General features: G+C 36.6%; 17 protein-coding genes and 2 pseudogenes. 8 read left to right on the forward strand and 11 right to left on the reverse strand.

Features of this window, described 5'->3' with window-relative positions:
* The first annotated feature begins 196 nt into the window (after positions 1–196).
* The gene (locus tag FC89_RS03570) at positions 197–1171 is read left to right on the forward strand and encodes an asparaginase (protein ID WP_057871177.1); all 975 of its coding nucleotides are present in this window, start codon (positions 197–199) and stop codon (positions 1169–1171) included.
* Positions 1172–1271: 100 nt separating this feature from the next.
* Here FC89_RS03570 and FC89_RS03575 read toward each other — a convergent pair whose 3' ends face one another.
* Positions 1272–3317, reverse strand: a complete 2046-nt coding sequence (locus FC89_RS03575; RefSeq protein WP_057871178.1) for a methyl-accepting chemotaxis protein — start codon at positions 3315–3317, stop codon at positions 1272–1274.
* A 607-nt stretch (positions 3318–3924) separates the two neighbouring features.
* Between FC89_RS03575 and FC89_RS03580 the strand changes: the two genes are divergently transcribed.
* The 3 genes from FC89_RS03580 to ade all read left to right on the forward strand — a co-directional run bounded on the left by FC89_RS03580 (position 3925) and on the right by ade (position 8732).
* Positions 3925–5559 carry a peptide ABC transporter substrate-binding protein gene (locus FC89_RS03580; protein WP_057871179.1) on the forward strand — a complete coding sequence of 545 codons (1635 nt, stop codon included), beginning with the start codon at positions 3925–3927 and terminating at the stop codon, positions 5557–5559.
* Between the two features lie 170 nt (positions 5560–5729).
* Positions 5730–6899 carry an MFS transporter gene (locus FC89_RS03585; RefSeq protein WP_057871180.1) on the forward strand — a complete coding sequence of 390 codons (1170 nt, stop codon included), beginning with the start codon at positions 5730–5732 and terminating at the stop codon, positions 6897–6899.
* A 156-nt stretch (positions 6900–7055) separates the two neighbouring features.
* The gene (gene ade / locus FC89_RS03590; RefSeq protein WP_057871181.1) at positions 7056–8732 is read left to right on the forward strand and encodes an adenine deaminase; all 1677 of its coding nucleotides are present in this window, start codon (positions 7056–7058) and stop codon (positions 8730–8732) included.
* Between the two features lie 105 nt (positions 8733–8837).
* On the opposite strand, the gene FC89_RS03595 is transcribed toward ade, so the two are convergent.
* The 5 genes and pseudogenes from FC89_RS03595 to FC89_RS03615 all read right to left on the reverse strand — a co-directional run bounded on the left by FC89_RS03595 (position 8838) and on the right by FC89_RS03615 (position 13332).
* A complete protein-coding gene (locus FC89_RS03595; RefSeq protein WP_057871182.1) occupies positions 8838–9308 on the reverse strand; it encodes a glutathione peroxidase in 471 nt (156 codons plus the stop codon).
* A 78-nt stretch (positions 9309–9386) separates the two neighbouring features.
* Positions 9387–9713, reverse strand: a complete 327-nt coding sequence (locus tag FC89_RS03600) for a branched-chain amino acid transporter permease (RefSeq protein ID WP_057871183.1) — start codon at positions 9711–9713, stop codon at positions 9387–9389.
* Positions 9700–10413 (reverse strand): AzlC family ABC transporter permease, encoded by a 714-nt coding sequence (locus FC89_RS03605; protein ID WP_057871184.1) that lies wholly within the window; start codon positions 10411–10413, stop codon positions 9700–9702. The genes FC89_RS03600 and FC89_RS03605 overlap by 14 nt, the downstream gene beginning before the upstream one ends.
* A 220-nt stretch (positions 10414–10633) precedes the next feature.
* Positions 10634–11949: pseudogene (locus FC89_RS03610) on the reverse strand (amino acid permease).
* Between the two features lie 102 nt (positions 11950–12051).
* Positions 12052–13332 carry an O-acetylhomoserine aminocarboxypropyltransferase/cysteine synthase family protein gene (locus tag FC89_RS03615; RefSeq protein WP_057871185.1) on the reverse strand — a complete coding sequence of 427 codons (1281 nt, stop codon included), beginning with the start codon at positions 13330–13332 and terminating at the stop codon, positions 12052–12054.
* Positions 13333–13818: 486 nt separating this feature from the next.
* Here FC89_RS03615 and FC89_RS03620 point away from each other — a divergent pair, with 486 nt between their 5' ends.
* Positions 13819–14589: a sulfite exporter TauE/SafE family protein gene (locus tag FC89_RS03620; protein WP_415617080.1), complete on the forward strand. Its 771-nt coding sequence runs from the start codon at positions 13819–13821 to the stop codon at positions 14587–14589.
* A gap of 102 nt (positions 14590–14691) precedes the next feature.
* Here FC89_RS03620 and FC89_RS03625 read toward each other — a convergent pair whose 3' ends face one another.
* Both FC89_RS03625 and FC89_RS03630 read right to left on the reverse strand, forming a co-directional pair.
* Positions 14692–16362, reverse strand: coding sequence for a glycoside hydrolase family 13 protein (locus FC89_RS03625; protein ID WP_057871186.1), 1671 nt, complete (start codon positions 16360–16362; stop codon positions 14692–14694).
* Between the two features lie 37 nt (positions 16363–16399).
* Positions 16400–17704, reverse strand: coding sequence for an SLC45 family MFS transporter (locus FC89_RS03630; protein ID WP_235804376.1), 1305 nt, complete (start codon positions 17702–17704; stop codon positions 16400–16402).
* A gap of 304 nt (positions 17705–18008) precedes the next feature.
* Between FC89_RS03630 and FC89_RS03635 the strand changes: the two genes are divergently transcribed.
* The 3 genes from FC89_RS03635 to FC89_RS03645 all read left to right on the forward strand — a co-directional run bounded on the left by FC89_RS03635 (position 18009) and on the right by FC89_RS03645 (position 20396).
* A complete protein-coding gene (locus tag FC89_RS03635; protein ID WP_057871188.1) occupies positions 18009–19016 on the forward strand; it encodes a LacI family DNA-binding transcriptional regulator in 1008 nt (335 codons plus the stop codon).
* A 252-nt stretch (positions 19017–19268) separates the two neighbouring features.
* Positions 19269–19817 (forward strand): TetR/AcrR family transcriptional regulator, encoded by a 549-nt coding sequence (locus FC89_RS03640; protein WP_057871189.1) that lies wholly within the window; start codon positions 19269–19271, stop codon positions 19815–19817.
* A 105-nt stretch (positions 19818–19922) separates the two neighbouring features.
* The gene (locus FC89_RS03645) at positions 19923–20396 is read left to right on the forward strand and encodes an RpiB/LacA/LacB family sugar-phosphate isomerase (protein ID WP_057871190.1); all 474 of its coding nucleotides are present in this window, start codon (positions 19923–19925) and stop codon (positions 20394–20396) included.
* Positions 20397–20468: 72 nt separating this feature from the next.
* Here FC89_RS03645 and FC89_RS12685 read toward each other — a convergent pair whose 3' ends face one another.
* The 3 genes and pseudogenes from FC89_RS12685 to rpsN form a co-directional block, all read right to left on the reverse strand.
* Positions 20469–20585, reverse strand: coding sequence for a putative metal homeostasis protein (locus FC89_RS12685; RefSeq protein WP_162258264.1), 117 nt, complete (start codon positions 20583–20585; stop codon positions 20469–20471).
* 16 nt (positions 20586–20601) lie between these two features.
* A pseudogene (gene rpmG, locus FC89_RS12300) lies at positions 20602–20750 on the reverse strand (50S ribosomal protein L33).
* 168 nt (positions 20751–20918) lie between these two features.
* On the reverse strand, positions 20919–21188 hold the full coding sequence (rpsN, locus tag FC89_RS03650; protein ID WP_057871191.1) for a 30S ribosomal protein S14: 270 nt from the start codon (positions 21186–21188) through the stop codon (positions 20919–20921).
* Positions 21189–21229 lie beyond the last annotated feature (41 nt).

Genomic DNA, 21229 nt, shown 5'->3' on the forward strand with positions numbered 1-21229 from the left:
TAAAAGTATTAAAAGGATATTTTGTTACAAAAACTGGATAAAAAAATCCAAAATCATGTTTTTTAATTTGTGATTTTATTAACTTGTATAAGTGGGAATTAACTACCATTTTTTAGTTTTTTTTAATTAGCTCTTCACAGTAAGCCCTTCAATTGATTATAATGAATTAATCAATCTTATTTTGGAGGATTTGATGATGAAAACAATCTTAATTTTACATACTGGCGGTACGATTGCCATGTCACAAAATAATGATGGCGCTGTTGTTCCTAACTCCGCTAATCCGCTTGATACATTCACTAACCCGTTTCAAGGCAAATTAAAGCTGATTACGGAGGATCTCTTTAACCTGCCTTCTCCGCATATCAGACCAGAAGAAATGTTGTTAATTCAAAAACGAATCATGAAAGCCGCAGCTGCGGGAATTGATGGAGTCGTTGTTACTCACGGAACCGATACTTTAGAAGAGACAGCATATTTTCTTGACCTAACTGTCCCTAATGACTTGCCGGTAGTTATTACAGGGGCAATGCGTTCTGCTAATGAAATTGGTTCCGATGGTTTGCATAATTTTCAATCAGCTATTCAAACCGCTGCCAGTCCTCAAGCTAAAGGGAAAGGCGTATTAGTCGTTATGAATGATGAAATCCATACTGCTCGCTACGTAACCAAAACACATACCACCAACGTTGCCACCTTTCGGACACCGACTTTCGGTCCGATTGGGCTGGTTACTAAAAAGAGTGTCCACTTCTTTGAAAAATTACTGCTTCAAAGTTGCCATCCAATCGATCATGTTGTCAAACATGTTTATTTGATTAAAGCTTACGCCGGCATGGATCCCGAAATCTTAGAAATGTTGAATAATCCAGCAACCAACGGAATCGTTATCGAAGCTTTAGGCGCAGGAAATTTACCGCCGGCTGTCTTACCGGCATTAAAAAAACTTCTAATCAAAAAAATCCCAATCGTTTTAGTTTCCCGCTGTTTCAATGGAATCGCCCAAGAAGTTTACGGCTATAACGGCGGCGGCATCCAGTTAAGTCGGCTGGGAGTTACTTTTTGTCATGGTTTAAATGGACAAAAAGCTCGCATAAAATTACTAGTAGGACTCAGCTGTGGTTTAAAAGAACAAGCATTGGCCGATTTTGTCAGTGATGCTGTTTCCTAAAAAAAGCGAAGAACTTAGTGGGGAACATTTTAAAATAACAGCTAAATCTGAAATTTTAAAATTCCTTCTAAGTCTTCGCTTTTTCATTCATATTTACTAATTAATCCGATATTATTTGAAACTTCTTAGCCAAATTCTTCTTCAATTGATCAGCTATCTTATTCAAATCTTCAATGTGTCCAGTAAATTCTTCCATGGTTGCCAGGACTTCTTCCGAATTGGCAGAAACTTCTTCTGTACCAGCGGAATTTTCTTCAGTTGATGCCGAAATGTTTTCAAGATTTTCAAGCACTTTATTCTGTACAGCAACGATTTTTTGACTAGCATCTGTTAATTTTTGAATTTCATTAATCACTAACTGACTGCGTTTAGAAACTTCTTGGGAAGAAGTAATCGACTTTTTAATCAAGTTAGTCTGTTTTTCGCCACCGGCTAATGAATCGGTCGTTTGCTTGACCATCTGCTGAGATTGAGTCCGAATCTTGTCAATAAGTTCTTCGATTTCTTTAGTAGATTTTTTGCTTTGTTCTGAAAGCTTACTGATTTCGGCTGCAACCACTGCAAAACCTTTTCCAGCCTCTCCAGCACTGGCTGCTTCAATCGAAGCATTCAAAGCCAAGAGGTTTGTTTGATGCGAAATTCCATTAATAACCCCGACAATTTTCCCGATATTTTGAATATTACCATTAGTTTCGGTCATATTATCTGTTAACTGCTGCATTTTAGCCAACTCTCGGTGCCAGTTATCTTTAACCTCATTAACGGTTCGAATATTGCTTTGATTAATTTGCGAGGATTCTTGCGACTTTTTATTGATACCAACCACATTATCACGCATAGTTTTAACAATTGCTGACAAATCTTGTAATTGTTCAACACTTTTTTGTGTTTCCTCTGCCTGACTGCTGGTAACATTGGCAATTCCCGTAATCGTTTGCGCTACTTCATTAGTAGCTTTACTTGTTTGCTTCGATAACCCCAGTAAAGAATCAGACATTTCAGAAACTTTACCGCCCTCTTGTTGAATACTTTTGACCAATTTCCCTGTCGAATCGATCATTTTATTAAAATGCGCCGTCAGTTGTTGGAATTCATCACCATTTAAATCAGCTTGGACAGTTTTACCGACAAGTTTATCGATCTTTGTTGAATTTTCAAATGATTTAGTTGAAATCTTCTGAAATTTACCCGCACCGACTTGCTTAAATGCCGATACAAAGACATTAATAACCCGCTTAAATATTGCTGTAATGGTTCCAGCCATTAAAACAATCAAAATCAGCATAATGATCGCCACAACAATTGATGTTTTGACAATTGCTGATAACTCCGGCTTAATTTCATTTTTAGGTGTTTGTGCAATTCCAACAGTTGAACTGTTCACATCTTTGCGATAATAAACACGCTGAATGGCTGTCTCATGTTTTGGTAGGACGCTCCCTTTAAGTGAGCTGGCCTGCTTGACCTGATTGAAAGTTTCAGTTTTAGAAATATTTTTACCAATCAATTTCTTATTTTTAGAAGCAACTACTATCCCGCTGCTTGAAACCAGCATTGCATTGCCGGTTCGACCAATTTGCAACTTAGCTAATGCCTGTTGCACAGCATTATATGAAATGTTAAAAGATAAAACGCCTACTTGTCCCTTGGAATCACGAACTGCCTTGGAAACACTCATTACATATTGTCCGGTATTAACATCGACAAAGGGCGTCGACCAGAAAATTTGTCCTTGATGAGTAATTGCTCCTTGATACCACGGACGTGAAGTTGGTTTAAAATTGCTCGACAATTTCTTGCTATTGGCAACAAACTTATTATCCGAAGTAGCAAAAATAGCATTTTCTATCGTGCCATTTTCTGTTTCAGCCGCTGAAATTACAGCTGCGATCTGTTTTAAATTAAAACTTCCTTTAAATGCTGGTTGTTTTAAAATACCAGTTAAGCCCTTTTGAGCTGTCTTATGTAAAGAATCCTGGCTATGATCAATCATTGCAACAGCTGCACTTTTATCACGATCACTACGATCAACCAACATTTCCTTGGTGCTTAAGTATGTGCTGGTCATCATTACAATAATCGGAATTACTGCTACTATAATCAATAAGCCCGCAATCCATTTGCTGACACTCTTTTTTCTTGCCACTTTGATCAACTTCTCTTTCTACTTATTTGTTATTTGCAACTTAAGCTCAATAGCTAGTTACAATTAGTAAGTATCGGATATTTAAACACGACTTTAAGGCAAAAATAAAAATTAATTGCTTACAACCATTAAATTGTATTTTTCTAACTATTATCAGTCATGTGTCTGCCGAACAAGCAAAGTAAGAAAAAATGAGGCCTACTTCTTTTTTTGCGAAAATATTCATTAAAGTAATTGCTTTCTTAATTATTTCTCTAGTAAGCTTACTTTAGTTAAGTATATTTATTATTGGTTGATTTTAACTTTATTTTAATCTATCATTAATGTCACTACAAAAACCTAGCTACATATCAATTGAAATTGGATATTTTCAAAGTTCTGCGAGCATCCCAGAGTAGTTTTTAACTGCAATTCTTAACTGCCTCTTTTTATAACAAATAATCATCCATAAGCAATAATTTTATAGTCTTTGCCTAGACCTGTAATTTAAGTCTTAAGCAATTATCAAGATGACAGATTAACTTGCAACTTTAAGCGATGCTTCCAGAAAATACCTTTATCAAATCATTTGTAACGACGGTTTAATCACACAGGGAGTGATTCATAAATGAAATTAAGAAAAAAAGTTTGGCTAGCCATAACAGTAGTTGGGTGTCTTTTCCTTGCTGCTTGTGGCAAGTCAACTTCCGGTTCAGCTGGCAACTTGGCAGATAAACAAGTTATCAATTGGGATGAACCATCTGAACTGCCAACAATGAATATTTCAACAGCTACTGATACGATCAGTTTTGATATGTTAAATAATACTGGTGAGGGTTTGTATCGCATCGGCAAAAATAGTAAAATCGAGCCCGGCATTGCAAAAGCAACCAAAATTACCAATAATGGTTTGAAATATACCTTTACTTTACGCAAAAATGCCAAATGGAGTAATGGGGATCCAGTAACAGCTAAAGATTTTGTTTATTCTTGGCAACGAACAGTTAAACCTTCAACTGGTGCTGAATACGCTTATTTGTTTGATGGCATTAAAAATGCTGATGCCATTGTTGCTGGTAAAAAAGCTGCTAACACTTTAGGAATTAAAGCTGATGGGCGATATAAATTAGTCGTTACATTAGAAAAACACGTACCTTATTTTAAATTATTAATGGGATTTCCAGTCTTCTTCCCGCAAAATAAAACTGTAGTTGAAAAATATGGCAGCAAATATGGAACAGCTTCAAAATATTCTGTTTACAATGGTCCCTTTGTCATGACTGGCTGGACTGGCTCTAATTTAACTTGGAGTTTAAAGAAAAATAATGATTATTGGGATAAAAAATCAGTTAAACTCAGCAAAATTAATTTTAAAGTCAACAAGAGCACTACTACCAGTTACAATCTCTATCAAAGCGGCAAATTAGATGAAACTTTGCTGGGAGCCGAACAAGCAAAACAACTTTCTAATTCTAAAGACTTTACTCCTCGCAAAGAATCACGAATTAATTATTTAGAATACAATCAGACTGAAAAAGAATTCCAGAACAAAAAAATTCGTGAAGCTATCTCACTGGCAATCAACCGAACTCAGCTGGTTAAGAAAGTTTTGGGAGATGGTTCTACCACCGCATCGGGAATTGTTTCAACTGGTTTGGCTAGCTATAAGGGTAAAGATTTCGCTGCAGCAGCTAAAACCTCTGCTGGTATCAGCTACAATAAACAAAAAGCAAAACAGCTTTGGCAAGAAGGTTTGAAAGAATTAGGTGTTAAAAAATTTGACTTCACCTTATTGGCTGATGATACTGACAGTGCCAAAAACGTCTCCGAATATATTCAAAGTCAATTAGAAGAAAACCTGCCGGGAATTAATGTTTCCGTTGAAAATGTTCCTTTCAAAACCCGTCTGACTCGAGCTGAGAACGGTAATTTCCAAGTTGTCTTATCAGGCTGGGGAGCTGATTTCAGTGATCCAATTACTTTCTTACAGTTATTTACTTCTGATAATTCATACAATGACGGCAAATGGAAAAATGCTCAATATGATAAATTGATTAACGCTTCCGGCTCAACAAATGCAACCAACCAAGCTAAACGTTGGCAAAATATGGTCGATGCTTCAAAGATTTTGATGAAGGATCAAGGAATTGCACCGTTATATCAACAAACACAAGCAACTCTGATTAAATCAAAAATCAAAGGATTGATCTATAACTCAGCTGGTGTTAACTATAACTTCAAGGACACCTATGTGACGAAATAATTTATCCCTGCATCAATTTGTTTTAATTCAATGCTTTAAATAAAACAGAAACAACCATAATGTGCGGTTGTTTCTGTTTTATTGTGGTCTTACTTAAAATCTCCTACTTTCCAGAACTTGTTTTAGATGATAAAGTTAACTATATCTTAAGAATTAATGAGGAAAACATCATGAAAAAGAATTTACCAATTTTATTGGCAAGTATGCTCGTCAATATGGGAATCGGCTTAATCATGCCGATCACTACTCTCTTTCTCCATAACCGGCTGCACCAAACGCTTGTAACAGCCGGCTACGTCTTAATGGGGTTTTCCTTGGCAATGGTACTGGGCAACTTATTAGGCGGCTGGCTCTTTGATCACTGGAAGGTCAAACCTACCCATTACCTCGGAGGATTACTCGTTTGGCTGAACCTGACCTTATTGATCATTTTTCCGATCTGGCCATTATATACGATTCTTGTAATCGGTTATGGCTTTGGACTAGGAATTTTAAACTCAGCAGTCAACGGTTATATCGCCGCTCATCAGAAAAAATCGCCTAATCTTTTTACCAATGCGTACTGGTTAGCCAATTTAGGAATGGGATTAGCAACCTTCTTGTCTGGCATATTATATGCGCTTAATATTCGCTGGGTTTTCAGCGTCGCCTTATTCATTTTTATTGTCACTTTACTTGTTGTAAAAATATTTTTCCACGAAATTTCTCATTCGACAGTTGCCATCAGGACTACAACCAGTTGGAAATCAAAACTACAACTGCCAAGCGGCCTATGGTTTGTCTGCTTATTGTTAGTTGTGATTTGGATCGGTTATGAACAGTGGAACAGCAATGTATCTGTCTACATGCTTCAGCAAGGAATCTCTGTCCAAAAGTACAGTCTGCTGTTTACCATTTCAACTTTTGAAATCGTTATTTTTCAACCGTTGCTCAACCTATTCTTTCGACCAACATTCACTAATGAAAAATATCGTATCATAGGTGGAACTTTGCTTTTTGGCGCTTCTTATCTCAGCTTGATTAACGCTAGTCACTACAGCCAATTTTTATTGGGCATTACCTTATTGTCATTTGGCGATATGCTGACACTAACCACAACTCCGGCAATGATCAACCGATTTGCCACTGATCAAAATCGGGCTACGATTCAAGCCCTGGGCGGAACTGCCGGCTCACTCGGTCGCGCTTTGGGCCCGCTTTTAGGTGGAATAATGATTCAATACTGGCACTACCAGATAACCTTTATCGTTTTATTTGCTGTTCATATAGGTTTTTGTTTATTCGGAAACTGGTTACTGCATCCAGAACGGTCTCTAAAAAAAGCGAACGATTCAGACTAAAATAAAGAAAAACATTCTAATTTTTCTTTATCAGAGCTTGCATCTCCCAAAACTTTATACTAAGATATTACACAAGTTTAAATTGACTGTAAGGACTGATCCTTAAATCAACTTAATTACAGCCAAAGCTAACGAAATAGCGAGAGGGAGAAAACGATGAGAAAGCAAGTTGATTTATGTTGTATAAACGGTAAAGTTCTAAATGTTTTCAGCCGTGAATTCGAAGAAAAAACATTATGGATTGATCAGGGAATGATCGTTGCCACTGGTGAGCGAGATGGACTAATTGCTCAAGAAACATTTGATGCCGCCGGAGCATATATCGTTCCCGGGATGATCGACGCTCATGTTCATATTGAAAGCTCAATGGTTGCCCCAAGCGAGTTGGGTAAAGCCTTATTAACTAGCGGCACTACTACTATCGTAACCGATCCGCATGAAATTGCTAATGTCTGTGGAATTGCCGGCTTAAAATATATGATCAACGATGCTGCTCAAACACCGCTTGATATTTTCTTTATGTTGCCTTCATCTGTTCCATGTGCTCCCTTTGAACATAATGGTGCAACACTCAAAGCCGAAGATTTACGTCCACTTTATACTGAACCAAGCGTCAATGGTTTAGCTGAAGTTATGGATTATCCAGCCGTAGCAAATCAAGAACCAGACATCATGCAAAAAATTCACGATGCTCAACAATTTGGTTATCATGCTGACGGTCACGGCTCCGGCCTAAATGCCGAACAACTTGATGTTTACCGGCAAGCCGGAATTGATACTGACCATGAATGTACTACTATTCAACAAGCTCAAGAACGACTCTCAGCTGGATTTTGGACTTTTTTGCGCGAAGGCTCGGTTGAAAGAGATTTGGAACAAATTATTGGTGTAGTTACTGAAAGTAATGCCCAACGTTTTGCTTTTTGTACCGATGATAAATTAATCAGCGACATTTTAACGGAAGGTTCGATCAATTACTGTGTTCAATTAGCTATCAAACATGGCATTCGACCAGAAACCGCCTATACTATGGCAAGTTATAATGCCGCCCAAGCACATAAATTAACCGATCACGGCGCTTTAAGCACTGGTTTTATTGCTGATTTGGTTGTTCTAAAAGATTTAAAGACAGCAACCATTGAAAAAGTAATGAAAGCTGGCAAATGGATCACTCCAACTGCAACAAAACCACTGAATTTTTCGCAAAATACTGTTCATCAGCAGCTAAAACCAACTGATTTGAAAATTTCGCTAACCACTGATTATTGCAATGTTATTGGAGTTATTCCGAACCACATTGAAACCGACCACCTTAAAAAACATGTATCATTAAAAAACGGACATTTTATTAATGATACAACTCAGGATATTTCTAAAATGATCGTGGTTGAACGACATCATCAATTAGGAACTTTCGGTTTAGGGCTGGTTCACGGCTTTAACATTACCAATGGAGCAATTGCCACCACGATCGCTCATGACTCGCATAATATCATAGCCGTTGGTAGTGATGATCAAGCGATCTATACTGCTATCCAAGCAATCAGCTCCACTCATGGCGGAATCGCCGTAACCAAGGGAAAAGATATTTTAGCAGCTATGCCATTACCGATTGCCGGTCTAATGTCAAATCAAAGCTATCTGCAAGCTGCTAAAGAATTAACGGCGATTTCGGCTGCCTATCAGCAAATCAGTCTCCCGACAGATACTAATTTCAATCCTTTCATTACCTTATCATTCCTAACTTTACCAGTAATTCCATCAATCAAGCTAACCGATCAAGGATTATATGATTTCGAACAAGCTGATTTTATTCCACTTGAAATCAAATAGTAGTTTTTTTTATTAGTTGCCAAAAAGGAGTTGTCACAAAAAATATTGTGCCAACTCTTTTTTAGGTCGTGTAAAAACAGTAAGTTTATGTTTTTTATAGTACCATTATGCTTCTTTTAAAGCAGCAATAATGGCCGGTTCAATTTTTTCTGGAGTAGTAATTGGTGCAAAGCGCTGAATAACTTGACCGGTCCTGCTAATCAGAAATTTGGTATAGTTCCATTTAATTTTGCCATGACCTGCTGTTTCTTTCAAATAAGTAAATAACGGATCAGCATCTGAGCCATTAACTTTAACTTTTTTAGTCATAGGAAAAGTAACTCCATAGTGTAGGCGACAATACTCACTAACCTGTTCTTCTGCTATCTCTTGGTGAAACTGATCAGAAGGCAATCCAATAACAACTAAGCCTTGAGCTTGATAACGTTGATAAAGTTCTTCTAAACCGTTCAACTGCGGTGCTAATCCACACTTACTCGCAGTATTAACAATCAATAAAACTTGTCCGCGAAATTCTTGTAATTTTATTTCCGTTCCATTACTTTCAACTTCATTAAAATCATAAATTGTTGTCATATGGTCTCCTTGTAAATTTATTTAACCAAACAAATCATAAGTCAATAATTGATTAATTGTAAGTAAATTGCTCTTCATTTAAAAAATAAAGTTTATCAAAATAATATAGCTCAACGTTCCTCCCAGCATCGACAGCAATAAGTTTCTGCGCCATAAATGTAAGATAATAGTGATCCCGCCAGCAAGCAGATCCGGTATCCCATGATTACCAGTTAACCAAGGTACATTTCGATAACAATAAATTACCAGCATCGCCATAATCGCTGGTGGTAAAAAGCCGCCCAGTTTTCGCACAAAGAATGGGGTTGTTTGTTCAGTTCGAAAAATGGCAAACGGAAAAATTCTCGTCGTAAAATTTGCTATTGCAGCCAATCCAATCGTTATTATTTGTTCAATCAATGTCATGATGAAACACCTGCTTTTGTTCTAAGTAATATTTAATTCCATATTCAATAACCAGTAAACCAAGTGTTACCAGCAAAAAATAATTTTCCCCCACCAGCAGCAGACTAATTGCGGTAATCAATAAACCGCTGATTGAGCTGAGATGGTTTTGCTCTTTTAAAAATTGTTCCAAGAAAAGTACAATGAACAAGGCTGTCATCATAAAGTCCAAGCCTTTGATCTGCAGTCCTAAAAGATGACCCGAAAAGCCACCCAAAAAAGCTCCTGCTATCCAGGAAAAATAATTAAAAACAGTAACATATGAATAAACCAGCTCCGCATTCAGATTTTCAGGAATTGTTAAAGAATAATTCACTGAAAAAGTTTCATCACTTTCTCCAAAAATCAACAGCAACCGCTGCCAACGCGGTGCATGCCGATACTTGTCCAGCATTGCCAAACTATAAAAGAACTGCCGAAATCCAACAACCAACGTTACTAAAATGACATTCCATGGCGCAAACCTAGTTACCAGTAAACTAGCAACAATAAATTCGACTGACCCTCCATAAATTACAGCCGCCATTATCGTCGGAAACCAAAAAGAAAAACCCAAGTTATGCATATATAAACCATACCCTGCTGCTAAAACAAGATAGCCAATCATTACCGGAAATGCTTTTTTGAAAGCAAAACTTAATTCTGTTTGGTTTGCTGTCATGTTTTTTACCTCCTTAAACTACTTAATTAACTCTTTGCTCAAATATTTTTTGAAACACCTACCAATTCTTTAGTTGCCCTAATAATTATTTTAAACTGCAAAAAGTCCTTGCCATCATTAACTATAAATTCGGCAAGAACCTTCGAAAAATGCATCGCATAATTTCACAGTAAATTTTTCATTTTATTATCTGATAATTGTTGTACAGCAACACCAGCTATTATTTACTTTTTTCAAACAACTCAGCTGAACGGGATTGTGTAAATTTTAAATAACCACCAAAACCCAGCGCCCAAATAACCGCCCCAATTGCCGGCCAGCGTGATGCTTCACCAAAAAATAAACTAATAAAAAACAAATCGTTAACGGTTCAGTTATTCGATAAGCTGGCATTCTAAAAGCTATTTGCCGGCTGGCTGGCGAATGCCGAAATTTCCAATGCGCTACCATTGTCAAAATGCAAACTAAAATATAAATATCACCTGAAACCGAAGCAACGAAAGTAAAAGCCGAGGTCAATTGATTAAACAAACTTAAAATCGGTGATCCCAACATTAACGTAGCTGAAACTAAAACACTAACTATCGGAATTCCGCTGGTTGAAATCTTGCGCAAAGGTTTCATATGAGCAGAATGGCTTTCCAAGGCTAATTGATATAAGTGGCGGCCGGTTGAAAAAATTGCACTGTTCAGTGTCGAAGCAGCCGCTACAATCACCACCAAATTAATCAGCATCGCCGCCGCTGGAATCCCAGCTAATTCAAAGATTTGGACAAATGGGCTTTGAGATGCACTAATTCGCTGCCAAGGAGAAACCATCATGATCACCGCTAAAGAACCGATATAGAAAAACAAGATACGTCCAATAATTTGATTGATAGCCCGTGGCAAAATTTTACGCGGCTGCTTGGTTTCAGCTGTCGTGATGCCGACAAATTCCATCCCCTGAAAGGCGAAGAAAACCATCGGAAATGCAAAAATAAATTGGGCAATTCCATTGGGAAATACGGAAAAATTAGCGGTTAAATTACTAACAGCCGCCCGATCGCCACTGATTCCCTGATGATGTGTCAGTATCAACCAGCCACCAACAACTATCAATCCTAAAATCGTAATAATTTTGATTCCCGACAAAATTATTTCCGCTTTGCCAAAAAAACTTACTACTGCCAAGTTGATCAGTGTCAAGGCAACTAAAAACACTAATTGAATCAACCATGCTGGTAAATTAGGAAACCATAACTGGAAATAGGCTGCTATTGCTGTTAATTCAGCCATCGCTGCTAAAATCAGTTCCAACCAATAACTCCATTCAGCAAATTTTCCCAATCCGCTGCCTAGGTAACGGTGAATAAAGGCTACAAAAGTGTGTTGATTAGGGTCCGCATACAACATTTCTCCAATTGCCCGCATCATTAGAAAAAAGAAACTGCCAATTACTGCGTAAACCAATAGGATCGATGGCCCAGTGCGATGAATTGTACTTCCAGCTCCTAAAAATAACCCAGTTCCAATTGAACCACCAAACGCAATCATTTGCACAGCTAAATTAGTCAGTCCCCGTTGTGTGCCATCCTGATTAACCTCAACTTTAGATGTCTTATTCACTTTGCTGCCCCATTTCTTGCACTAAGTCTTTTAATCGATCTTTTCTAATGCTTGTTTCAGATCGGCAATCAAATCGTCTGCATTTTCGATTCCAATCGAAACCCGAATCAAATCTGGCGTAATTCCGGCCTGCCGCAATTCTGCTTCATTCAACTGGGCATGAGTCGTTGAAGCCGGATGAATAATCAGGGACTTGGCATCGCCAACATTAGCTAGTAATGAAAAAATCTTTAGATGCTCAATCAAAGCTTTTCCAGCTTGTTCGCCGCCAGTCAAACCAAGGGTAAAAATCGATCCAACGCCCTTAGGAAAATCTCTTGCTGCTAGTGAATGATAAGGACTATCAGCTAATTCCGGATATTTGATCCAAGCTACTTTCGGATGATCCTGCAAAAAAGCAATTACTTTTCTAGTGTTGGCAACATGCCTTTCAACCCGCAATGATAGAGTCTCTAGTCCTTGCAGTAATAAGAATGAGTTGAAAGGACTGATCGTGCCGCCGGTATCTCTTAAACCTTCTGCTCGCACTTTTGTAGTAAATGCTCCACCTTTCAAATCAGCGAAAATCAAGCCGCTGTATTGTGGATCCGGTGTCGTAAATTCTGGGTAGCGTTGGCTGGCACGATAATCAAATTGGTCATTTTCTACGATCACTCCGCCCATTGTGGTCCCATGCCCACCGATAAATTTTGTAGCTGATTCAATTACAATATCAGCTCCGTGTTCAAGCGGACGATAAAGATATGGGGATGCAAAGGTATTATCGGAAATCAGCAACAACTGATGCGCGTGTGCTATTTCGGCAATTGCCTCCAAATCAACTAAGTTAATGTCTGGGTTGCCAATAGTTTCAACGTATAGAGCTTTCGTATGTTCATTAATAGCAGCCGCAAAGTTTTGCGGGTCATCGGAATTAACAAAATGTGTTTTAATCCCCAACTTAGGGAAGGTTACATTAAATAAATTATAAGTCCCTCCATAAAGCGTGCTGGCAGCAACGATTTCATCACCTTGACCAGCAATATTAGTGATAGCGGCTGAAATTGCTGCTGCACCGGTTGCTAAAGTTACCCCACTGGTCCCATGTTCTAAGGCCGCAACCCGTTGATCAACCACTGCCGTAGTTGGATTAGTTAAACGAGTATAAATATTGCCAGGATCTTTCAAACCGAAACGATCGGCTGCTTGCTGCGCATCTTTAAAAACATATGATGTCGTTTGATAAATCGGTACTGCCCGTGCCCCTGTTTCATCAACTGTCTGTCCTGCATGCACTTGTAATGTTTCAAAATGAAAATCTTCTGCAACCATTTTAATTTCCTCCTTAATTTTTTGATAATAAAAAATCCCTGTAATGCAAATATGCATTACAGGGACGTCAGTCAATACGCGGTACCACCCAAGTTCGTTCAATCATCACTGATCAAACCTCATCAACACAATTATGTTAGGGATTATATCGTATCCTCACGAATCTAAGGCTTGCACCGCCGATTGCAACTCCGAGCTCATCTTCAGCATAATTCAAACTCTCATTTTCACCAACTTGAGATCTCTATAGAATGAATTTAAGCTTACTCTTCTCATCAAAGTCTAATTATTATCTTTTCCAGTATCCTAGCATTTATATTATCGTTCGTCAAGACTTTTTCTCAATTAATTAAAATCATTTGCCCCAAAAAATAATAATTGCAAATTAACTGCTAATGGTCAATACTAATTGATAATCAGACTTTTCAAATTGTTAATTAATTTGTTCCCATAAGCCAAAAAATTTATTTTTGAAAGGATTCTTTTATGTCACTGCTATTAACTTTTATCTTTCTTATTATTGCTGGGTTAGTGGCTGGTTTATTATCTTCAATTGCTGGTTTAGCTTCACTGGCCTCTTATCCGGCACTGCTGCTGGTGGGCTTACCACCGGTTTTAGCTAACGTCACTAATACCACCGCTTTGATTTTTTCAGGAATCGGTTCAACTGTATCATCCCTAAAAGAATTGCATGGTCATTGGAAAAAAGTCATTATATTTACTATTCTAGCTTCTTGCGGCAGTGTTGCCGGCAGTTTATTATTGTTGATTGCTCCAGCTTCATCCTTTGAAAAAATTGTCCCATTTTTTATTTTTACTGCTGGTGTTTTACTATTACTATCCAGCCGCAAAAAAATCGGAGCACCTGCTAATAGTCAACTCACGAAAAGTTTTTGGGTCAACCTAATTAGTTGGGTTGGAGTCTTTCTAATTGGCGGCTATACCGGTTATTTTGGTGCTGCCGGTGGTGTTATCTTTTTAGCAATTCTCTCGTTAATTACAGATGATAGTTTTGCTGTTATCAACGCTATAAAAAACGTAATTGCGTTTGCTAGTAATTCAATCGCAACTTTGATTTTTATTTTTAAAACACGAATTGATTGGCTAATGGTCATTCCTTTGGGTTTTGGTTTATTGATTGGCGGTTATTTAGGCCCGATCATTGTTCGCCATGTCAATATTCATTTGCTGCGGGCTCTAATTGCCTTGGCTGCCTTTGGGTTGGCTGGTTATTTATTTGTTACAGCTTATTTTTAACAATTACATTTGCAATCATTTTATTAAAAAACTGTCAAGTTTAAAAATACAACTGACAGTTTTTTTGATGTGATAATTACAATTTTGGTATACTTAATTTAATTAATAAGCATAAACCTTAGTTTCATATGGCCGTAACCGATCGCCCTGATCATCATCATAGTTGGCAATCAATCGGCTTTTAGTTGTCGGCACTTCAAAATGACGACTTATTTGTTTGCTGGTGAAATTGCTGATTACTAAGAGAACTTGTCCTTGGTATTCACGTTTATAGGCAAAAACCTCATTATCGTCTGGATTAAGCTCAACGTAGTTCCCATAAACAATCAAATCACTTTGATGGCGTAAATTAATTAGTTTCTGGTAGTAATAAAAAACTGATTGTTGGTCTTTTAACTCTGCTTTAGCATTAATTTCATGGTAATTTTTATTTAACTTCAACCAAGGTTTCCCGGTTGTAAAACCTGCATTAATTGAATCATCCCACTGCATTGGTGTTCGTGCATTATCACGTGATTCCATTGCCAAGTAACGCATCATTGTATCATGATCAACTATTTTTTCATGATCAACAATCTGGTGGTAGGCTTCAATTGATTCAATATCTTTATACTCTTCTAATCTATTGAAATAAGCATTCGTCATTCCTAATTCTTCACCTTGATAAATGTAAGGTGTTCCTTGCATCATATGCAAAGTTGTGGCCAACATTTTTGCTGACAACTCACGATATTGTGGACTGTCATTGCCAAATCGTGAGACCGCTCTTGCACGATCATGATTGTTCCAATATAAACTGTTCCATCCTTTTCCATCTAAAGCTACTTGCCATTTTGAAAGAGCCTTTTTTAAATCAACAAGTTTGATTGGTTGATCGTTCCACTTACCTAATCGTGGATCATCATTCAAAGCTAAAGTAACATGATCAAATTGAAAAACCATATTTAATTCATGTGCATCTAATCCAGTATACTGTAAAGCATCTTTGGGTGTTGAACTTGGCATTTCCCCAACACTCATTACATCGTAGTGTGAGAGAACTTTTTCATTCATTTCGTGTAAATAATCATTCAATTTTAGTCCATCAGCAACCATTGGTTCGACATTAGCATACTCAGAATTCTCAGGATTTGGTGCATCTGGCAGCCCTGCAGCTTTTGAAAGAAAGTTGATAACATCCATCCGGAAACCATCAACTCCTTTATTTAACCAAAAACGCATTAATTTCCAAACTTGTTCTCGAACTGCAGGATTTTCCCAATTTAAATCCGGTTGTCCTTTAGCGAAAAGGTGTAAATAATATTGCTCTGTTTTCTTATCATATTCCCAAGTTGAGCCTCCAAAATATGATCCCCAGTTGTTTGGAGCATGACCATTTTTCCCATCACGCCAAATATAAAAATTACGATAAGGATTGTCTCTGCTCAATCGACTTTGTTTAAACCATTCATGCTGGTCAGATGTATGATTTACAACTAAATCCATCACAATCTTCATGCCTAAGCGATGCATTTCAGCAAGTAATTGATCAAAGACTTTCATGTCACCAAATTTCGGCTGAATTGAACGATAATCACTAATATCATAACCATTATCTTTATCCGGTGATTTATAAATTGGATTCAACCATATGACATCTACCCCAAGTTTTTTAATATAAGGTAATCTTTGTAAAACCCCACGCAGATCACCAACTCCATCCCCATTACTATCCTGAAAACTTCGTGGATACACTTGATAAACAACTGCTCTTTGCCACCATTTTTTCTTCATACTTAATTTTCATCCTTTCTTTAAGTCAACTGTTAAACTAAACATGATTAATTGTACCTTTTTGTGGTTTATCTTCTTTAATGATACCAACTGCAACTGCTCCTAATAGCATTGCAATTCCTGCAACTAAAATCATTCCTGGCATTGATTGATCAATCAATGGGAATATTGCAAAACTAGCAACTGAAGCAATAATTTGAGGTAGGCAAATACCGCAATTAAATAACCCCATATAGGCACCCTCATTTTTGCCATCTAATGATGAAGTAAAAATTGAAAATGCTTCAGTCTGCATCGTCAAATATGAAATACCGATTAAACAAAATGGTAAAATTAATAAATACTGATTATGAATTATAAAAACACCAATGAATCCCAATGCACCAATAATCAAACCTATACGAAACCAAAATTTTCTTTTATATGGATTTGTTTTTGATAAGACTAAGAAACCCCAAACAACCGCTGCCAGAGATTGAATACATGTTAAAATTCCATACCAGTTTCCTGCAGCCTGATATCCAGCTGAAGCTGTATCAGCAGTATTCCATACATTTTTTGCAATTGCTCCAGTCGCATAGGTCCATAAATATTGAAAAGCAAACCAATCAAATAGTTGTACAAAAGATACTTCCCAAAAAGATCGCGGTGCCTGTTTAATTAATTTCCATAATGAAGGAGCCATTTGATGATGCTTAAGATCAATATGATGATACTTAGCATAAGTTTCTGGATCATATTCTTTAACCTTAATGATTGTGAAAACTGAAATTGCAAGCAGAATTACTGCTCCAATGTAAAATGATAACCTAACAGATAATGGAACAACTCCACGTTTAGCTACATTTGAAATTCCACATATTGTCAACAAAAAGGGAAACACTGTGGCAACTACCCCACCTAAATTACTAAAAGATTGTTGCCAAGACCAAGCTAAGTCTTTTTGATCTTCATTGACCATATCACCAATAATCATTTTGAACGGCTGCATACAGACATTACTTGATAAATCCATGAATAAAATTGCAATTGCCCCAAAAATTAGTGCGGCCATTGAAGCATAGCCAAAACCAAACGAACCAGCATTTGGCAATAAAGCCATTACCAAAGCAGCAATTGGAGCGCCTAACATTAAGTAAGGCATTCTTCTACCAAATTTATTTGACCACGTTAAATCAGAATACTTTCCAACTAATGGTTGAACTACCATTCCAGCTAGAGGCGGCAATATAAAGAAAAAGCCTAATTTAGTTGGATCAGCTCCAATCGTTTGAAAAATTCTTCCCATTTGCGAAGACTGAAGCGAAAATGCCATATTAACTCCAAAAAATCCAAAGGTCATTGCAAAAATAGTACTCAATGGTAATGAAGGTAACGAATTTGTGATAACAGCATTCTTTGAATTTGAATTAATTGATGGCTGTTCAGAGATTGTTTGAGCTTTGACTTTTCTTCCCACATTCATACACTCCTTAAGTTTGATAATCAGCTGTAACTGCTTTCATTGAGTATTATAATACCTTACGCAAACGTTTACAATAGATTTTTATAAAAGCACAAACGTTTGCTTAGACTATTTATGAGAACATTTTATTTTTAAACAGCATGCGTTAAAATTAGTGTAAACAAATGTAGGGAGAAAACATATGAGTGTAACCATCAAAGACATCGCCAAAAAAACAGGTTTTTCCGTTGCTACTGTTTCAAGAGTTTTATCAAATAAAACAGGTTTTTTTAGCCAAGAAACTGCCAACGCTGTTCATAAAGCTGCTGTTGAATTGGGGTATAAAAAAAATATGGCTGCTACAGAGTTGGTTACCCAAACCAGCAATGTAATCGCAGTAATTGTTAATTCAACAAAAACAAATTTTTCTAACCAAATTATCACTGGAATTCAAAAAAAGGCAGCTGAAATGAGTAAACGAGTTATTATTTTATATGCTGGTGATCACGACCAAGTTGCACAAAAAATTGCTCTGACAACAGCTTTAGAACGTCCTATTTTAGGAATTTTATTAGTTTCAGTCGATCTTTATCCAAAAAATTTATTACTTTTAAAATCAGCTCACATTCCTTTTTTCTTTATTTCAATATCCTTTAAAGACACTGGTTTAAACTATATAACTTCCGACGATTATCAAATTGGCTACACAGCTACTAAATATTTGATTAACCATGGTCATCGAAAAATTGGCTTAGCAGGTCTAGGTATTGACCCCAGTGACCATACCGGTAATTTAAGATTTAACGGTTATCAACAAGCTTTAACGGAAAATAATATTGCTTTTCAGCATGACTGGCTGCAAATTGGTGATTACAGTTATGAATCTGGTCTGACTGCCATGAAATCTTATTCTCAAACTAATGTTACTGCTGTAATTACCGCCAGTGATCTAGTAGGAATTGGTATTTTAAATCAATGTACTAAATTAGGATTAAATGTACCTAACGATTTATCGATTATAACAATTGATGGAACAAATCTTTGTCAATTAGTTCAACCTCCCCTGACAAGTATTACTCAAAACTTTTTTCAAATGGGTTATTTAGGAACTAATTATTTAATTGCAGGTAGTAAAAAAAATGCCTATACTAATGTTCAACTTTGCCAACGCTCCAGCGTTAAAACATATCATTTTAAAAATAGTATTTAACATGTTATTTTTGCAGAAAGCAGAAGAAACTGTGCAGATCTAATTTTGCACAGTTTCTTTATCTTTGATAATTATTAATAATTGTATTATTTTATTAATATTAGTAACTATTTAATTAAACAGGAGCATAACTAGAAATCAAAATTCATTATTTACTATGTTTATAAAAGTATTACCATCCAACTACTCTCCAGACAAGTTACCGCTTAACAAACATTAGCTTAAAATTAACCGCAAAAATAGGAGAAATTTATGAGAATTGATCGTCGTATCACTAAAACTCAACGTGCTATCCAACAAAGTTTTGTTGATTTGCTAAGCCATAAAAAAATTAATCAAGTTACTGTAGCTGATATTGCTAAAAAGGCCGACATTGCTCGCAGCACCTTTTATCTGCATTATGAAGATATCTATGATTTGTATGAACAGATTACTGATAATTTGTTGAGTAGCTTAACTAACCGTTTTGATCGCTTCTATCCCATAAAACCGCTGGCAAGCAGCTTTAAAAACCTCATGCAGGAATTAATCAATTATGTAGCCGAACAAAAGCAGCTTTTCCAAGTATTATTCCAAAAAGACAGTGAAAATAAGTTAACTAATCATTTGACTAACCTATTTACCAACCGCATTTTAAAAATTGAAAAAATTAGTCAGTATAACAAGCAAGCTTATTTTGAAACCTTGTTCACCGTAACTGGTGCCATTAATATTTTTGTTAACTGGCTTATGCAAGATTCTGATACTGAACCGCATGAACTGTCAAACATCCTTAATCAAATTATTATGAAACTTGAATAAGTATAAAAAAATATAAATAACTTTTAACTGATTTCCTGTTATAATAACCAAGGATGCTTTTGCATCTTAAACTCATTGAGAACGCATAAGAAAGAAGCGATTTAATTGAAGATTATTTTAGCTGGAGATCATGCTGGGTACGAACTGAAAAAAGAAATTGCAGCGCAACTAACCGCTATGGGCCATACGGTTAAAGATGCTGGTCCATTCAGCAGCGAATCAGTTGATTTGTCAGATTTTGTTTATCCTGCATCACTTGCAGTCGCTAAACATGAATACGATCGGGGAATTTTTATTGATGGCGTTGGCTATGGCAGTGCTTTGATCGCCAATCGCATTTACGGAATTGATGCCGTTGTCTGTCAAGATCCCTTCTGTGCCAAATTAGCACGGCAACACACTAACAGCAATGTTTTATGTTTGGGCGGTAAAATTATTGGTCCAGCAATTGCGGCTGAAATTGTCAAAACTTGGATGACCACTGATCCACTGACTGAAGAAAAATATTTACGCCGGAATAATAAGGTTAAAGAAATTTCAAAACGCCATTTGCGTCCTTTAGATGAAATCAAGTTTTAGACTTTTATAAAAATCGAGGTTATTAAAAATCGCTGACTAAGAAGTATAAACATTTCTTTAGCCCGCGATTTTTTACTTATTATGTTGTTTACGCTTTGCTTCATGAATTAACCGCAAAGCTCGCTTTTTAGTTTTTTTGTTTGAACTTTTCAGTTCACGATATGCTCCTGCCAAAGTTAAATTTTCCATGTCAACCCTCCAGATTTTATTTGATTTCTACAAACCATGCTTTTCGCATTAGTTTGGGCGAGTATTTTTTTAAGCGTAATCGTTCAGGTGTATTTTTTTATTCTTACTAGTTAAATAAATCCGTTCCGCAGTCTCTTTACACTCTAAAATCACATGAGCTCTCATTCAAAAAACCTACCTTTCAGATAAAAAACCTCTAATTTCTTATTTTTTAATTTCAAAAACCAGTAATTATTTCAAAGTCCGTCGCCAAGCTTGCGAACATCAGATAAAATTCAGTAAATTCATTTTGAGCAGGTTCGGTTCTTGGAACTGCTATTGCTTATTCTCCTTTTACCAACTTGCCTTCTTAACTCCAGGAATTTGCCCTTTTAGTGCTAATTCTCGAAAATTCAGCCGCGACATCTTAAACTTTCGTAAATATCCATGCGGACGGCCATCAAGCTGATCACGATGATGCAGCCGAACAGGCGAACTATCTCGTGGTAACTTAGCTAATCCCTGATAATCACCGCTTACTTTCAAAGCTTGTCGTTGAGTTGCATATTTGGCTACTAAAGTTTCTTGACGTTTTAGTTTGGCTATTTTTGATTTTTTTGCCATAAATAAATTTCTCTCCTTTTAAATAGTAATGATTACTTTTT

The sequence above is a fragment of the Liquorilactobacillus ghanensis DSM 18630 genome (genome assembly GCF_001435235.1).
In the GTDB taxonomy this organism is placed as follows: Bacteria; Bacillota; Bacilli; order Lactobacillales; family Lactobacillaceae; genus Liquorilactobacillus; species Liquorilactobacillus ghanensis.

Bases quoted from the DNA above. Each gene is read 5' to 3' on its own strand.
- FC89_RS03615 (WP_057871185.1), bottom strand. From the start codon at position 13,332: ATGGTTGCAGAAGATTTTCATTTTGAAACATTACAAGTGCATGCAGGA.
- FC89_RS03605 (WP_057871184.1), bottom strand. From the start codon at position 10,413: ATGACAGCAAACCAAACAGAATTAAGTTTTGCTTTCAAAAAAGCATTT.
- FC89_RS03585 (WP_057871180.1), top strand. From the start codon at position 5,730: ATGAAAAAGAATTTACCAATTTTATTGGCAAGTATGCTCGTCAATATG.
- FC89_RS12685 (WP_162258264.1), bottom strand. From the start codon at position 20,585: ATGGAAAATTTAACTTTGGCAGGAGCATATCGTGAACTGAAAAGTTCA.
- FC89_RS03620 (WP_415617080.1), top strand. From the start codon at position 13,819: ATGTCACTGCTATTAACTTTTATCTTTCTTATTATTGCTGGGTTAGTG.
- rpsN (WP_057871191.1), bottom strand. From the start codon at position 21,188: ATGGCAAAAAAATCAAAAATAGCCAAACTAAAACGTCAAGAAACTTTA.
- FC89_RS03595 (WP_057871182.1), bottom strand. From the start codon at position 9,308: ATGACAACAATTTATGATTTTAATGAAGTTGAAAGTAATGGAACGGAA.
- FC89_RS03625 (WP_057871186.1), bottom strand. From the start codon at position 16,362: ATGAAGAAAAAATGGTGGCAAAGAGCAGTTGTTTATCAAGTGTATCCA.
- FC89_RS03580 (WP_057871179.1), top strand. From the start codon at position 3,925: ATGAAATTAAGAAAAAAAGTTTGGCTAGCCATAACAGTAGTTGGGTGT.
- ade (WP_057871181.1), top strand. From the start codon at position 7,056: ATGAGAAAGCAAGTTGATTTATGTTGTATAAACGGTAAAGTTCTAAAT.
- FC89_RS03630 (WP_235804376.1), bottom strand. From the start codon at position 17,704: ATGACCTTTGGATTTTTTGGAGTTAATATGGCATTTTCGCTTCAGTCT.
- FC89_RS03570 (WP_057871177.1), top strand. From the start codon at position 197: ATGAAAACAATCTTAATTTTACATACTGGCGGTACGATTGCCATGTCA.
- FC89_RS03600 (WP_057871183.1), bottom strand. From the start codon at position 9,713: ATGACATTGATTGAACAAATAATAACGATTGGATTGGCTGCAATAGCA.
- FC89_RS03635 (WP_057871188.1), top strand. From the start codon at position 18,009: ATGAGTGTAACCATCAAAGACATCGCCAAAAAAACAGGTTTTTCCGTT.
- FC89_RS03640 (WP_057871189.1), top strand. From the start codon at position 19,269: ATGAGAATTGATCGTCGTATCACTAAAACTCAACGTGCTATCCAACAA.